Origin of the sequence: Dyadobacter diqingensis (assembly GCF_024220585.1) — a bacterium.
GTDB classification, from domain to species: domain Bacteria; phylum Bacteroidota; class Bacteroidia; order Cytophagales; family Spirosomataceae; genus Dyadobacter; species Dyadobacter diqingensis.
The window spans coordinates 484,693-500,215 of the sequence record NZ_JAMXKF010000004.1 but is presented as its reverse complement, the minus strand read 5'-3'; the positions used below and the strand labels follow the sequence as shown (position 1 = coordinate 500,215).

The 15,523-nt window shown below is 43.7% G+C and carries 7 protein-coding genes; all 7 read left to right on the top strand.

Annotated features, from left to right (window positions below; genetic code table 11):
• Positions 1-821 precede the first annotated feature (821 nt).
• Positions 822-4,058, top strand: a complete 3,237-nt coding sequence (locus M1L62_RS14335) for a SusC/RagA family TonB-linked outer membrane protein (protein WP_310589975.1) — start codon at positions 822-824, stop codon at positions 4,056-4,058.
• Between the two features lie 11 nt (positions 4,059-4,069).
• Positions 4,070-5,578, top strand: a complete 1,509-nt coding sequence (locus M1L62_RS14330; RefSeq protein ID WP_254560272.1) for a RagB/SusD family nutrient uptake outer membrane protein — start codon at positions 4,070-4,072, stop codon at positions 5,576-5,578.
• A gap of 244 nt (positions 5,579-5,822) precedes the next feature.
• Positions 5,823-8,120 (top strand): DUF1549 domain-containing protein, encoded by a 2,298-nt coding sequence (locus tag M1L62_RS14325; protein ID WP_254560496.1) that lies wholly within the window; start codon positions 5,823-5,825, stop codon positions 8,118-8,120.
• Between the two features lie 352 nt (positions 8,121-8,472).
• Positions 8,473-9,900, top strand: a complete 1,428-nt coding sequence (locus M1L62_RS14320; RefSeq protein WP_254560271.1) for a DUF1501 domain-containing protein — start codon at positions 8,473-8,475, stop codon at positions 9,898-9,900.
• Positions 9,901-10,074: 174 nt separating this feature from the next.
• On the top strand, positions 10,075-10,656 hold the full coding sequence (locus M1L62_RS14315) for an RNA polymerase sigma-70 factor (RefSeq protein ID WP_254560270.1): 582 nt from the start codon (positions 10,075-10,077) through the stop codon (positions 10,654-10,656).
• A gap of 123 nt (positions 10,657-10,779) precedes the next feature.
• Positions 10,780-11,832, top strand: coding sequence for a FecR family protein (locus tag M1L62_RS14310; RefSeq protein WP_254560269.1), 1,053 nt, complete (start codon positions 10,780-10,782; stop codon positions 11,830-11,832).
• Positions 11,833-12,408: 576 nt separating this feature from the next.
• Complete coding sequence (locus tag M1L62_RS14305) at positions 12,409-15,489, top strand: SusC/RagA family TonB-linked outer membrane protein (RefSeq protein WP_254560495.1); 3,081 nt, start codon at positions 12,409-12,411, stop codon at positions 15,487-15,489.
• Positions 15,490-15,523 lie beyond the last annotated feature (34 nt).

Sequence of the window (15,523 nt, the reverse complement as noted above, 5' to 3'; positions counted from 1 at the left end):
TCAGGCTTGTCTTTTTTGATACCGCTGGTATACCTGGCCAGGGCTTAACCGCCTTGAATTATCCGGTCACCTATAACCTTCGTTATAGATAATATCAAAAAATGCATATTTAATATCAAATAAAATATGTCTTACCGTAGTACAATACCTTTACTTTGTTGCACTATAATTGAAAAGCAATTACACCTAACTGACATTCAATTCTTTACCATCGTTGTCCGTCTCAGCAATCAATATATCCTGAATACTCTGTAGATATTCCTTTTTGGAGAACAAGAAAATCGCCGGTCCGTATCATGTATAAATTCTTAGCTGATGATTATAAATTTTACTAAAAACTTCGTTCGATTTCCCGCTTTACTATTTTTTGACACTTGTTTTCGAAGCGTCACGAAATGTTTTACCGGTGAAGTTCATCTTGATAAGTCAGATCTTTTAACACCTTCTGATCCGGTTCAGAGTGGTGTTTTTTGGCATATAATGAGTCGTCCCGAAACAACCAGCTTCATTGTCAGAGCTTTACAGGATAACAAACCCTTCACATTCAATTACTCAACTTCTTGCAAAAAACATCGTGTTCACGAATGCTAAATTGATTTACTAAAACAACCGCGAGGTACCCAGGCATTACAATTCCCTTTACATAATCTTTCATTTAACCACTAACTCAGCCTATATGATATAAACAAAAACGAAGAAAATCGGGTGATGATTAGCCACAATTCAGCACCGGCACCTCCCTTTTATCTGCTAAAAAAGACCTTTTACATAACAGTGAAGCGTGCAAGTTTTATTATTCCATCTCTTAAAATTTCATTTTTATGAATCTAATTCGACTAAAAATGTACTTTGTCAGGCCGTGCAATCCACTTGGATCTATGGTATCCGGGGCATTGCTTGGTATTTTTTTATCAACTACCATCCTGACCAACAGTAACGCAACGCCGAATTCCGGCACTTTATCCGATGTTTCTGCCGAACGAAACCTTAAAGGAAAAGTTACCGACGAAACCGGCCAGGGCCTTCCAGGAGTAAGTGTTATCATCAAAGGAACCAGTACCGGAACCGTTTCGGACAGCGAGGGCTCTTACGCGATCAACATTCCTGACCAGGGAAATGCAATACTTGTATTCTCGTTTGTCGGTTATATTTCAAAAGAAATTCCGGCAGGCAATCAGTCCACTTTGGATGTGAAACTTGTAGTAGACTCCAAAGCTCTGGAAGAAGTGGTTGTTGTGGGTTATGGTACCCAGCGAAAACGCGACATCACTTCCGCTGTTTCCGTAATCAGTATGGACGACATCGGAGAAGTTCCTAAGTCAAACGTAACCAGAATGTTACAGGGACAAGCACCTGGCGTAATCATCAAACAAAAAAGCGGAACACCCGGTCAGCAGTTTGAAGTAAAGGTCCGCGGGATCAGCTCATTGGGCGCTGGCAGTGACCCCCTTTACGTTATCGATGGCTTTCCGGTTGGTATCTCGGTTGGACAAAACCTGAACCCTAACGATATCGAAACAATTTCCATCCTGAAAGATGCCGCTTCAACGGCCATTTACGGTGCAAGAGGCTCCAATGGTGTGGTTTTAATTACAACCAAAGCTGCGAAGGAAGGTAAAACCAGCCTGAATGTATCGTTTGATTATGGTATCCAGAATATACCGGACGCCAGAAAGACCCACGTTTTAAACGGCAAAGATTTTGCGCAGTTTAAAAAGGAAGTTTTTATTGGACGCTACGTACTCGCAAATGGGAAACAGCCTACTAATGAGGACATTCCGGTAGATTTTCGAAACCCTGAAAATACCAAGTATTCAACCAACTGGTTTGATCTGATTCTGCACAACAATGCTCCGTACAAAGATGTGAACGTGACTTTGTCTTCCGGAAAAGGCCCGATAAAATCAGTGGTTTCTGTGGGTTATTACAAAGAAGATGGTTCGCTGCAATACACTGGATATGACCGTGCTTCGGTACGTACCAATCTGGCTGGCGATATTAACAAGTTCATAACCATGGGTTTCAACGTTGCCGGCAGCTACTCAAAATCAAATCTTGCCAGTACCGACGGACGCAGTGCTTTGGTTGGATTGACGTTAATCAGCGATCCAAGATATCCTGCTTACGACGAAAAAGGAGATTTGATTCCTTACTACAACGGTGTTGGAGACATCTTTGGATTTCCCAATCCATTGTATATGCTCAAAAACATCAAGCGGAGCCGTAACATCGCCGACATCCTTTCCAATGGTTATATCGAGTTGAATCTTGCGAAAGGGTTAAAATTCAGATCTTCGTTAAATGCAAAAATCAACTACAATACCTACAAGGAGTATGTGCCTTCCACAATCGGGTTGGCTATTGCCACAGGAAGTGCAGGAGCGCCGCCAAGGATCGCTTCGGAGCGTGACGACTCTGAGGAGCTAAGAAACTACGCTGCGGATCAGCTTCTTACTTACAATAAAAACTTTGGCGAGAACCATCATTTTGATGCCATGTTAGGATATAGTGCCCAACAGGAAACGACAAAGGGATTGTATGGTTCTGCCAACACTTTCCCGGATGACCTTGTTCCATATTTAGGAAGTGGAACAATTCGTTCGTCCAATTCCATTGAAAGAAAATGGACGATGATTGCTTATCTGGCCAGGTTAAATTATTCATTCAAAGACAAATACCTGTTCTCTGCTACAATGCGCCGCGAAGGCAGTTCCAGGTTCAGCGAAGGACATCAGTATGGTAATTTCCCGGCTGCGTCTGTCGGATGGAGAATTTCAGAAGAGCCGTTTATCCCAAAAACGCCCTGGTTAACTGACCTTAAATTACGCGCCAGCTGGGGTAAAACTGGAAATAACACCTATCGCGTGACCGCCAACAACAATTTTGGTGTGGGACAAAATACCGGAGACGATGGTAACTATGCCAGCTTAGCATTTCTGGGATTAAATAACTATGTGTTTAACAACACCTTATCATCCGGAAAAACGGTAATCGGCTTCGCGAACTCTGATCTGACCTGGGAGAAATCAGATCAGCTGGATATCGGTTTCGACCTTGCAACGTTCAACAACAAGTTGATTTTCACCGTTGAGTATTACAAAAAAATAACGGATGATATGTTGTTAGGTTATAATATCCCGGCGGTCTCAGGTTTTACTACAACTTTAAAAAACCTTGGTAAAGTACAAAATAAAGGTGTCGAAGTGGCGGTCAATTACAGGATCAAAGTAGGGCAGGTGAATATCAGAACCAATGGTAATATCACCTTTAACAGGAACAAGGTATTAGCAATCCGTGGCCAAAACGACTTCATTTTACAGGGAAGCCAGTATGGTGGTTATAATATTCAGCAGGTTGGCAGACCGATCGGGATGATCTTTGGTTATCGCAAACTCGGAATTTTCAACACCAAAGCTGAGATCGATGCAGCACCAAAACAAGATGGAGCTATTCCCGGTGCCATGAAATTCGCGGATTTGCACGGTGGACCTGATGGCGGACCTGACGGTATTGTTTCGTACGATACCAAGGATATGACTGAAATTGGTAACCCAAACCCTAAGTTTAACTGGGCATGGACCGTTGGTGCTGACTATAAAAGATTCGATGTGAGCGTGTTATTGATGGGTGCTTACAAATTCGACGTCTACCGTAACATTGAGGCTTCAACGATGAATATGGATGGCGTTTTCAACGTACTGGAAAAAGCAAAAGACAGATGGAGATCTCCTGAAAACCCAGGGCCTAATCCGAACGACAAACATTCACAGGGCGGTACAGACTATTTCAAATGGTCCCGTGAAAGTAGTGAGCGTTACGTGTATGACGGAACGCACATGTGGGTAAAAAACGTAACGATCGGCTACACACTTCCAAAGATCAACGGGATTTTATCAGATGCGCGCATTTTCATCAATGCAGCCAACCTGCTGATTGTCACCAAATATCCCGGAAACAACCCGGATGCGGGCGTAAGAGGTGGAACGGAGCTAAATAATGACGATGAGTCATATCCTGTTCCGAGAACATTTTCTGCGGGTCTTAAAGTTAACTTCTAAAAACGATGAAAATGAAAAATAAAGCCATAATCGCTATCATAGTCCTGGGTCTTTTTCAGTCTTCATGCAGCGAAGATTTCCTGAATCAGACCGACCCAACGAAAGTAGGCGTTGATGTTTTCTATAAAGACGAAGCTCAGGTAAAACAAGCCCTCAGCGGTGTATACAGCCAGGTTCAGTCGCTTACGAACACCGCCTACATATTCGGAGAGTTTCAAACCGACAACACCACCATTGACCTGAACCCCTCTGACCGCGGTGGGGCCGGTGGTTGGGAAGCCTTCGAGTTCTCGACAGTCAATTCCGGAAACGGCGAAATTGCCAACCTTTGGAACGGCTATTATGCAGCGCTTTACAACGCCAATCTGACGCTTGAAAAAATGGTGAACGCTACCATTGCCGATGCGCCGAAAAAGGAAATCGAGGGCCAGTTGAAATTCCTTCGTGCCTATATGTATTTCAATCTTGTTCAGTATTTCGGCGATGTGATCATCGTTACCTCAACACTGGCGACGCCTGATCCCGCCTTTGACCTGGTAAGATCACCGCAGGCTGATGTATGGGCGCTGGTTGAAAAAGACCTGAAAGAAGCGGTAGCCCTTCTGCCAGCGGCTTATGCAGCTGCTGGAGACAAGGGTAGAGCGACCAAGGGCGCAGCACTTAGTTTATTGGGTAAAACTTACCTGATTAATAAGAAATATGCTGACGCTATAACAACGTTAAAACAAGTAACAGCGTTAAATTATGCCCTTAATACCAACTATGCGGACAATTTCGATCCTTCACCTTCGAAAAAGAACGGTATCGAATCAGTGTTCGAAATCCAGTATCAGGGTGATAATGACCTTGGGGAATGGAGTACTTTCGAGTATGTTTTCGCTCCAAGGGTTTCGAAAGGTGCGGTTACGGGTTTCTCAGCAGGCTCCAACGGCGGTAGAAATGTCCCTACCAACGACATTATGGCGACCTACGAAACAGGCGATCTAAGAAAGGATATTTCTTTGAAACCAAGTTTCACGCTGGATGGAAAAGTTTATCCGGTTCCCTTCGTAAGCAAATACAATTATCCGCATACGATTGTAGGGCGCACCAATACCAACTGGCCGATCCTTCGCTACGCAGATGTGTTATTGATGCTGGCTGAATCGATCAATGAGCAATCAGGGCCAACGGGTGAAGCTTTGGGCTATGTTAACCAGATCAGAAAACGTGCAGGCCTGACCGACCTTACCGGACTGGATAAGACTGCTTTCAGAACAGCGGTTTTAAAAGAACGTCGTCTGGAACTTGCCTTTGAGAACCAACGCTGGTTTGACCTGAAACGTACCAAAACGCCGGCCGAATGGGCTACATTTATGAATGCTCACGGTGCTGCGGAAAGAGCCAAACCGACAGTAGACAGGGGAAATGTTCCTTTCAATTCAACGGATTATGTTTACACGGAAAGTGAATATGTGCTTCCTATTCCTGCCCCGCAGATTCTGATCAATGCAAAACTGACGCAAAATCCGGGCTACTGAGCTGCTTATGCGTTGATATTGGTCTAAATCCTTTTAAATCTGAGAGATATGCATCCAACGTTATGCATATCTCTCTTTCAAATTATAAATATTAAACGAGTTGTTCGTTATTGATAACAATAGGTTTTATGCGAAACAGGCTTATTGAAGATAATTCCTAACTCACAAATTCTTTACAACCGTGCTATTACAAACAGTAGAAACCTTTTGGCTTTGGCAATTTCTGGGAAGACTTCACCCGCTCATGGTGCATTTCCCGATAAGCTTACTCTGCGTTGCCCTTCTTTTAGAAATTATTGACTGGAAAAAAAAGTCGGACAAACTCCGTGCAGCCATTTCCATATTGATATGGATCGGAACCATCAGTGCTGTGGTGGCCGTTGGGCTTGGCTGGCTGCTTGCCAGCGAGGGCGAATACGGAGGCGACAGCCTCGAAATACACCGCTGGGCGGGCATAACGACCATGTTACTGGCATCCCTGGCGCTGATTTGCCTGCAACGCAACAAATTACCGCTTTACCGGACCCTATTAATTATTACAGTCTTCGGTGTGTCATTCGCAGGCCATTATGGGGCCATGTTAACGCACGGAGACGATTATCTTTCCAGCGTACTGCCATTTAATCAGACACCACAACTTGCGGCCTCAGAAACGCCGGATTTCCTGTTAGCAAATAACGGGCAGACCTTAACACCCAAACAGGTAGAAGACCTGAATATTGAAGTACGGACCATTCTGGCCCACAATTGTTACAGTTGTCACGGGGAAGCCAAGACAAAGGGTGACTTACGCCTCGACAGTAAAGAGGCCATGATGAAAGGTGGAAAAGATGGTGTGGTGGTTATTCCAAATCATGCGGACAAAAGTGAACTGATCAGACGCATTTCGCTGCCAGCCGGGCATAAGGAAGCCATGCCAACCAAAGGAAAGAGATTAACCGAAAAGGAAATTACCATACTTCGTTACTGGATTGAAAAAGGAGCGCAATGGCCGGAAGGAAAAATGAAATCCATTTATCGTGTAGCGGCACTGGAACCACGCACGCCTGCCATTCCCGCAGCCACCGGAGATCTTACCAAGCCAATCGATTTATTCGTCAACAATTACTTCCAAAAGAACAAACTGGCCTGGACCAAGGTCGTGGACGATCGCATTTATATCCGCCGCGTTTATCTGGATATTATCGGCTTACTTCCGCCTCCTGAAAAAATTGACGCATTTGTCCAGGATTCACGCCCTGATAAAAGAGAAATTCTGGCAAGGGAATTGCTAAACAGAAATGATGATTACGCACAACACTGGATGTCGTTCTGGAACGATGTCCTGCGCAACGATTATTCAGGAACCGGCTACATCACCGGTGGCCGCTTTGATATTACCAAGTGGTTGTACACATCTTTGCAGGTCAATAAACCTTACAACTGGTTTGTCAAAGAATTGATAAGTCCGGGCAAAGGTTCGGAAGGATTTATCAAGGGGATCAAATGGCGGGGTACAATCAATTCCAGTCAGCGTACTGAAATGCAGGCTGCGCAAAATGTCTCTCAGGTTTTTCTCGGACTTAATTTAAAATGCGCCTCTTGCCACGACAGTTTTATCAGTGACTGGAAACTTGAACAGTCGTATGCCTTCGCCAATATTTTTGCCGATACACTTCTTGAAATAAACCGCTGTGATAAACCCACCGGAAAAATGGCGGGCAGAAAAATTCTTTTCCCGGAACTTGGCGAAATAAGTGTTGATGCGAGTACTGAAAAGCGCCTGCGCCAGCTTGCCGATTTCCTTGTCCAACCGAAGGACGGCCGGCTCTATCGCACGGTGGTTAATCGCATCTGGGCACAGCTTCTGGGTCGTGGTATTGTCGAGCCCGTGGACATGATGGATAACGCTCCCTGGAGTGAAGATCTGCTTGACTGGCTGGCGTCAGATTTTGCAGCAAACGGTTATGATATGAAAAAACTTATTTTCACAATCGTCACTTCAAAAACCTACCAGCTGCCATCTACTTCGGTGAAGGAAGCAGGAGATATCATGGCCAATAATTACAAGTTTACAGGGATGGTCCGCCGCCGGCTTTCGGCTGAACAATTCTCAGATGCGATCAGCACATCCTTCAATCCCATGTACGCCGACTCGGCCATTGTTATCAAATTACTGACTGAGGATATTAAGAAAAAGCTTCCGTTTGCCCGCGCCGGGTTTGTGAAAAATGACCCTTTCCTGACCGCACTTGGTCGGCCGAACCGTGAAACTGTCAGCACCAGCCGGACTTCGCAAGCCAATTTATTGCAGGCATTGGAACTGACGAACGGAGAAAAGTTTACAGAAACGCTGAAAAGAGGCGCCAAGGAATGGCGGATAAAATACCCGACATCTGATTTATTGGTTACAGCATTATACCGAAATGCGTTGGGAAGAGCACCAATGCCCAAGGAATTAGTTGTAGCGAAGAAGATTCTGGGAGCCAATCCAAGCGAAGAAAGCATCCAGGATCTCGTTTGGGCAATAGCCCTTATTCCAGAGTTCCAATTGATTTACTGAGTGTTACAAACTAAGTTATTACTACACATTCAGAAAGCTCGATATTTTAAATATTTAACTTATGAATAAACCAATTAATAATCTTAAACATATTATACATTTTAATAAAAATAATAATTACAAAAAGTATGATATGTTTAAAATGTATAATTCTCTATATAATTACGATATTTTTAAAACATTAAATTAGCTTGATAAGTATAGTATTAATTGTAATAATCAAAAATACTATATAATTAAAATGAATAGAAAAATTAAATAGTTTCAAAAATACCATTAGTTAAATATTACGATACAATTAATTATTATCAAAAGACAGATACTAACTATTCTTTTAAAAAATATTAATACCATGAATAAGAATTGGAATAGAAGAGAATTTTTACAGCGTGCCAGTGCCGCGACGATGGCTGCCTTGGCAGCGGGAGCCCCGGTTTCAAATATACTTTCAAGCTGCAAAGGTTTGGGCGGACCTGATTCCAGTGCGGACACGGTGATCCTGTTATGGATGGCTGGTGGCATGGCGCATACCGAGACATTCGACCCGAAACTCTACACGCCTTATGCTACCGGCATGGAGGGAAACAGGGTATTGAGTACCTTCAAATCAGTGCCGACTATTCTGGATGGAATTCATTTTTCCGAGGGCCTGGAATCGATTGGAAAGGTAATGGATAAAGGTACCCTGATACGATCTTACGTAGCTGCGGATATGGGCCATATCCTTCACAGCCGGCACCAATACCACTGGCATACCTGTTATGAACCGCCACAGACAGTAGCTGCGCCACATATGGGCTCCTGGATAGCGAAAGAACTTGGCCCTAAAAACCCCGTGATTCCCGCATTTATTGATATCGGCCAGCGCTTTACCGTCGGTGAAGCAGAAGAACTGAAAGCATTTCACACGGCAGGATTTCTCGGCAATGAATTCGGTCCGTTCTTTATTCCGGATCCCAGTCAGGGACTGGAAAGCGTACGCCCGCCGGTAGGTATGGATGCAAAGAGATTTGAGAGACGTAATCAGCTTTATAATGAACTGATTAACAACAGTCCGGTAGGCGAATTTGGCAGCGATTACCAGCGTGAATCTTTGAAACGATCGATGGAACAGGCTTATACTTTGCTGAATTCACCCGAATCAAAAGCATTTGACCTGAGCACGGAACCCAAAGAAAGTTACAACATTTATAATACCGGACGTTTTGGTCTGGGATGTCTGCTGGCCAGGCGATTGACCGAACAAGGCGCCAGGTTTATTAGTGTAACCACTGAATATGAACCTTTTAAAGGCTGGGATACGCACGAAAACGGCCACACCCGTCTGAAAGATATGAAAAAACAGATCGACGGGCCGATCGCCCAGCTGATCAAAGACCTTGATAAATCAGGTCATCTCGACCGCACGATTGTCGTGCTGGCAAGTGAGTTCAGCCGGGATATGATGGTAGAAGGCAGGCCAGACCAGAAGGTTCAGGAGCAGGTAAATCAGCCCGATATCTTAAACGATCTGAAATTCTACGGCATGCATCGTCACTTTACGGACGGCTGCTCCATGCTGATGTTTGGAGGCGGTATCAAAAAGGGTTTCGTTTATGGCAAAACTGCCGATGAACGTCCCTGTAAAACGATCGAAAACCCGATTAAAATAGATCAGGTTCACCAGACGATTTATCAGGCATTGGGTATTTCGGCGGATACTCAATATGAAGTTGAGAAGCGTCCTTTTTACACAACACCCGATGGTAAGGGAAAAGCAGTGCCGGAGCTGCTAGTATAACTAGACAAAGTATAAATTTTAATATTACCAGACACAGCAGGATAGTTGGGGCTTTGACGAATGCTACTATTGTATAAATTATCTATTTAGTATAACTATTTACTACTAGAAGACAATCGAATAGAATAGTAAAAAGTACAGGCATTGTACCAGTATTCAGAAAATATTTTACCTATGAGCTCATCTGCCCTTGCTGTGTCTGAAATGCAACTCATTGAAAATTTTATTCAGGGAGACAGAAGTTCATTTACGACGATTTATAAGAAATACTGGTATAAACTTTTTCTCATTGCACAGAGGCGCTTAAACGATAAAGCAGTTTCCGAAGAACTCGTTCAGGAAATATTTGTGCAGCTTTGGGAAAAACGTGAGTCGCTTCAAATCCAGTCCTTGGAAAACTACCTCGTCCGCGCCGCGAAATATGCGGTCATTGACTACATACGGACACAAATCGTCAAAAATAATTATATCCATTATTACCGTTCGTTCATCGAACAGGAAGATTTGCAGACGGAAAATATCGTTGCTGTCAACGACTTAACCTCATTGATGGAGAAAGGTCTCAAAACGCTGCCCGAGAAATCACAGGAGGTTTTCAGGTTAAGTCGTATGGAAAACTGGCCTGTTACAAAAATCGCTACACACCTTCAGCTTTCTGAAAAAGGAGTTGAATATCACATTACCAAATCCATCAAAACGCTCAGGATTTATCTGAAAGACTTTGTTGTGATTCTGCTCGCATTTTTCCTGATATAACTATTCAGGGAAGATAAACGTCATTCAAGACAAAAAATATAAACATTAAAAGAATTTTTATAATCTGTCTAGGGAATTTTATTCCTGAAACGACTTCGCTGTATAATTAATAATTTCTCTTCTATGACCAGGTCCGATTTTGAAAAATTACTTCAACGCTACACGCGGGGCGAGTGTACAGAAGAAGAGAAAATCAGTATGCAAATCTGGTTTGACAAAATTGAGTCAGAACCGTATTTCACCCTAAATGAATTTGAAAAAGCTGTAACGGAGGAAAAGCTATTCGCTGATATTGAAAACAGAATCAATACAGGCACCACTGAGCAGGAGGACGAAAAGCCATTTCGTAGCCGTCTCAACTCTTATCTGATTTACGGAAGCGTGGCTGCCTCGCTGATACTGGCGGTTTTCATGATGAGAAGCGACTGGACGACGGTGAGATACATGCTATCACAGCAGATCGATGTTGTGGAAAATGATGATAACAATTTCATCAGGAAAGTCAACAATACGGATAAATGCAAGTCTGTAATGTTCGAAGACGGCAGCACCGTTCATATGAAACCTGGCAGCAGCGTCACCTATAAGACTCACTTTGAGCACGATAAAAGGGTCGTTACGCTAAGAGGTAACGCCTTCTTTAATGTAACCAAAAACAAAAAACGTCCTTTTTACGTACTCTGCGAGGGCACGGTCACGCGGGTAATTGGAACAAGCTTTTGGGTTCATACAGACAAAAAGACCAGGTCTGTTGAAGTGGGTGTAAAAACCGGTCGGGTTTCCGTGATTGTTAACAACGACACTAAAAATACAGAAGCAAATGGCGGCCCGAAAGAAGTTTTTCTTACTCCGAACCAGCGCGTTGTTTTTTCAGAAGAGAAAAAGAAAATAGAAAAAATGCTTGTACCTCAGCCGATTTTGCTTGAAACACCGGAAGTCGCGAGGATGAAGTTTGTCTATGACGAAGTACCATTATCCACAGTAATGGAAGAATTAGGACAGAGCTACGGGGTACAAATCAGGATGTCCAATGACAGATTGAAGTCATGCACTTTCACCGGTGATTTGACCGGAATGACATTCGACGAAAAATTTGATCTTGTCTGTGAGTCGGTCGGAACAAAATATAACATTCAGGGAACCAGCATTATACTGACCGGACAGGGATGTAAATAACGTAAATCTATTTTCTCATTTTAAACCACATCTTATGATATAATTAGACCCAGCTCATTTTTTTCAAAAAAAGGCCGGAAGTGAGCCACCACTTCCGGCCGGGAATAACGCCCCATCACTACGATAGTTCATCTGTTTCCAGATGTTGACGGGAGCTCTATGTTTTATTTTTTCCATCTAATAAAACCACTCAAATTTATGAATCAACCGCGACAATTACAATTGTACGCTTCGCTGTACAAGATTATGAAAATATCTCTGGCGCAAGTCTTAATCGGCCTTGTCTTCGGCACAGTATCATTCGCTCATGATATTCATGCTCAGGAATTGCTGAACAAAAACATTTCGCTGCAAATGGAAAACGTTGACCTTAAAAATGCTCTGAACAAAATTGAAGAGCTGGCCAAGGTAAAGTTCGTTTACAGCAAGGAATCAATCCAGGCCAACAGGACGGTATCAGTAAGCGCTGCAAACCAGCACCTGTCGGCAACGCTTGATGCTCTTTTATCTCCGCTGCATATTTCATATCGTGTTGTTTCCGGTCGTATTCTCTTACAAAACGAAACGCCTGCTGATATGAAATTACCGGCAGTAACTGCGATAGCAGACCGTGCGGTGAAAGGAACTATTAGCGATGAAAACGGCCAGGGACTTCCGGGTGTCAGCATCGTTGTTAAAGGAACGTCTACGGGTACAGTTTCAAATGAAACGGGTGCCTACACGATCAATATTCCCGACGCTGGCGGTACGCTGATCTTTTCCTTTCTGGGATATATTTCTCAGGAAATTGCGGTGGGTACCCGTACTTCTGTGGATATTAAAATGGAAGTCGATTCAAAAGCTCTTTCTGAAGTGGTCGTTGTAGGTTATGGTAGCCAGATCAAAAAAGAGATTACCGGTGCTGTTCAAACGATCAAGGCAGAAGAGATTAAAGATATGCCTGTTTCACAGATAACCCAGAAATTACAAGGAAAACTTGCCGGCGTGCAGATCAACCAGACTACGGGAAAACCGGGGCAGGGTATGTCCATCCGTATTCGCGGGCAATTGTCTGTTTCTGCGGGTAGCGATCCGCTTTACGTTGTTGACGGTTTTCCTATCACGGGAAGTATCGGTAACATGAACCCGGACGAGATTGAGGACCTCACCATCCTTAAAGATGCTGCCTCTACCTCTCTTTATGGTTCACGTGCGGCCAACGGTGTTGTGTTGATCACTACGAAGAAATCAACTACCGGAAAAACCAATATCGGTCTTAACGTTTACGTGGGTACGCAAAAAGTTCCGGATCGCGGGCTGGTCAAAATGTTGAATGCCGAAGAATTTGCGCAGTTCAAAAAGGAGTATTATGAAGATCAGAATCAGGCCGTTCCTGACGAATTCAAAGACCCTTCAATATACAGAGGCAAAAACAACGACTGGTATGGTGCATTACTTCGACGGGCTCCGCTTCAAAGCTACAACCTGACTGTAACAACCAACACTGAAAAATCAAGCACATCGGTGGTTGCCGGAGTTTTCACCCAGAAAGGCGTTGTTTTGAACAACTCATACAAGAGATACTCTTTGCGTATCAACAACGAATACCGTGTGAGCGACAAAATAAAACTGGGCTTCAACATTGCTCCCTCTTATATTTTTGACAACACACCAAAATCGGATGGTGACCGTGGTACAGGTATCCTTTTCAACGCATTGCACACCTGGCCGGTAATGCCGATTTATGATGCAAATGGAAATCTTACGACTTATAACACTTTCCCCGGTAGCACAGGTAACATTTTCAACTATCCAAACTGGGTACGTGCTGCCAACCAGTTGACTAATGAAACCAAGAAAACAGGGTTCCTTGGTAATGCATATGCGTCGTATTCGCCGATCAAAGGGTTAACATTCAAAACCTCTTTCAATACAGAGTTCAGGATGGAGAAATTCTTCTATTTCAACCCGTCGACTGCGACATACCAGATTAACGTACCAATTCCCACAACAGCATCCTCGATCCGTTCTGATCAACAGGATTTCAGCTGGTTGAACGAAAATACGGTTACTTACAATAAATCATTGGGTGATCACAATTTCGAAATACTTGCGGGTTTCACACAGCAGAAATACCGTCGGGAAGTACTGGTAGTCTCTGCAAACACTTATCCAGATGACCGCGTTTCGACTCCGCAAAGCGCAATCAATCTCTCAAGAAGCGGAACTGCCAGTGGTGTAGATCAGTTTACGTTGTCGTCTTACCTGTCGCGTTTGACCTATAACTTCAAAGGCAAATACCTTTTCACCGCAGCAATACGTGCCGATGGTTCTTCACGTTTCGGTGCTAACAACCGCTGGGGAACATTTCCGTCCGCTTCTGTGGGCTGGGTAGCCTCAGACGAAGAGTTCCTGAAAAATGTAAGACAAGTATCCTTTGCTAAACTTCGGGCTAGTTATGGGGTGATCGGTAACAACAACATTGGTAACTATACGCAGTACGCTTTGGTAAACAATACCATTAGCTCCGTTTTCGGAAGCACAGTGGCACCGGGCTCAGCCGTAACTTCACTTGCCAACCCGAACCTTGGATGGGAAACAACCAAGCAGTTTGACCTTGGTCTTGACCTTGGTTTATTCAACGACCGCATCACCTTTGTGTATGACTTCTATACCAAAAGAACAACGAACCTGCTTTATAGCGTACAGATCGCGCAAGAGGCAGGGTTTAGCAACTTCAATGACAACATCGGTGAGATTAAATTCTGGGGAAATGAATTTTCGCTAACAACGCGTAACACGGAAGGTCAGGTTAAATGGACAACCAACGCCAACATTTCATTCAACAGAAACAAGGTTATGGCGCTTTCCGAAGGTGTTGACCGTGTATATGGTGCTGTCAACATTACGCAGGTAGGTAAGCCTTTTGGCCAGTTTTATGGTCTGGTAAAAGACGGGTATTACACCAGTGCGGAAGAGCTTAAAAACCAGCCTGTTGTGCCGGGACGTTCTGCTATCGGGGTTATCCGGTACAAGGATATTAACGGTGATGGTGTAATTACGAACGGTGGGGATAAGGATGACAGAACCATTATCGGTAATCCATTCCCGAAATTCACCTATGGTATCACTAATAACGTATCGTATAAGAACTTCGACCTTTCTGTTACAGGTTCAGGATCACAGGGCAATCAACTTTATGTTACCCATTTGTACAGCACAGCCAACCTGGATGGAGTATTCAACATGGTTGCAGATGTAAAAGATCGTTTCAGAGTTAAAAATACCACAGATCCGGTAACTGGCAACCCCGTAGCTACTACTGTTATTACACAAGGAAAAGGGAAGTTTGGCGCCTCTAACAACGGGGGAAATTACACAGGACTTGAAAGAGACTGGGCCAGTACGCAATTCCTTGCAGATGCATCTTTCTTTACCATTAAAAACGTTACGCTGGGCTACAATATCGGTGTAAAGAATAAAGTGTTTAAGTCTGCCCGCCTTTATGCTTCCGTGCAAAATTTATATGTATTCACGAAATACTGGGGCGGGCCTAACCCTGAAACCAGTGGCGAAGGCGGTGGTACTGGCGATGGTGGTAACCTGAGTCAGGGACGTGACTTTTCAAACTACCCGATACCACGTACCTGGACAGTGGGTTTAAACCTCAATTTCTAAAATACCGTAGCCAGCTATTTAACATTTTATTGAT

Bases quoted from the DNA above. Each gene is read 5' to 3' on its own strand.
- M1L62_RS14325 (WP_254560496.1), top strand. From the start codon at position 5,823: ATGGTGCATTTCCCGATAAGCTTACTCTGCGTTGCCCTTCTTTTAGAA.
- M1L62_RS14305 (WP_254560495.1), top strand. From the start codon at position 12,409: ATGAAATTACCGGCAGTAACTGCGATAGCAGACCGTGCGGTGAAAGGA.
- M1L62_RS14335 (WP_310589975.1), top strand. From the start codon at position 822: ATGAATCTAATTCGACTAAAAATGTACTTTGTCAGGCCGTGCAATCCA.
- M1L62_RS14315 (WP_254560270.1), top strand. From the start codon at position 10,075: ATGAGCTCATCTGCCCTTGCTGTGTCTGAAATGCAACTCATTGAAAAT.
- M1L62_RS14320 (WP_254560271.1), top strand. From the start codon at position 8,473: ATGAATAAGAATTGGAATAGAAGAGAATTTTTACAGCGTGCCAGTGCC.
- M1L62_RS14310 (WP_254560269.1), top strand. From the start codon at position 10,780: ATGACCAGGTCCGATTTTGAAAAATTACTTCAACGCTACACGCGGGGC.
- M1L62_RS14330 (WP_254560272.1), top strand. From the start codon at position 4,070: ATGAAAAATAAAGCCATAATCGCTATCATAGTCCTGGGTCTTTTTCAG.